Here is a 1,062-nt window from a genome sequence, read left to right as displayed (position 1 = left end):
GAGCCGGCTGATTGGTGGTTTTCCGCCGAGGGCGGAGTGGCCTCGTTGAGTGTTGTAGCGGCGAAGGAATCGGTCAAGGCCTCGTATGCGCAGGCTGTTTGACGACCAGGGGCGCGCGTAGGCCCATTCGGTAAGCAGGGTCCGGTTGAAACGTTCAGCTTTGCCATTGGTCCAGGGGCAACCGGGTCGGATGAATCGGCGTTTGAGCTGCCACGCTGAGCACACCCAGCCCCAGTTCGTGCCGCACCGGTAGACCAGGGCATTGTCGGTGAGCAGACGCCGCACGCGCACGCCGTGGGCAGCAAACCAGGCCATTGCTCGGTGGAGGAACCCGGCGCAGGTCAGGTCCTTCTCGTCGGGCAGTACCTCGCTGTAGGCCAGCCGGGTGTGGTCATCGATGGCCGTGTGGACGTAGTCGTAGCCGATCGTGATCTTCTTGTGCCGGTTGGCGACTGAGACCGCAGCATCGCGGCCGTGCAGGCGCCACCCGCCCCCGGTGGGGATGCGGCCAAGCTTCTTGACGTCGACATGGACCAGTGATCCGGGTGTGCGGTGTTCATAGCGGTTGGCACTGCGCCGCGCTGAGCGCACCGACTCACCGGTGATCGGGTCGATCGCCGACAGATGCGCCACCTCGTGGCGTGCCAGAATCCGTCCGACCGTTGAGGGGGTCAGACCGAGCTCGGCGGCGAGCACCACCGCACCCCGCTTACGCCGCCGCCGGGCCGCCAGCACTTTCTGCTCGACGCGCTGGCTGCTGCGCTGAGGCATCCGGATCGGGCGCGACGACCGGTCGGCCAACGCCGCGTCACCGCCCTCGGCGTACCGGCGTAGCCACTTGTACACCGTGGACCGCGAAATACCCAGTTGTTCAGCCACATGCGCGGGCGGCCAGCCCGCGGCGACACGCTCGACGATCAGACGACGAGCGAACAGGTTGGTACGAGCATTAGCGTGAGACACGAGGACCTCCTACGGGTGAATGCAGACACATCCACTCCGTCAGGAGGTCCTCCCAATATCAAGCAGGCACGCCCGTCAACAACCTCCCGGGTCACGACA

General features: G+C 65.8%; 1 protein-coding gene. It reads right to left on the bottom strand.

The features are described 5' to 3' along the window. The coding region (locus A9X04_RS20680) for an IS481 family transposase (RefSeq protein ID WP_082975129.1) at positions 1-963 on the bottom strand (963 nt) is incomplete at its 3' end. Positions 964-1,062 lie beyond the last annotated feature (99 nt).

It is taken from the genome of Mycobacterium sp. E3247, assembly GCF_001667785.1.
GTDB lineage: Bacteria > Actinomycetota > Actinomycetes > Mycobacteriales > Mycobacteriaceae > Mycobacterium.
The sequence above is the reverse complement of the archived record's forward strand: the minus strand, read 5'-3'. Positions and strand labels throughout refer to the sequence as shown.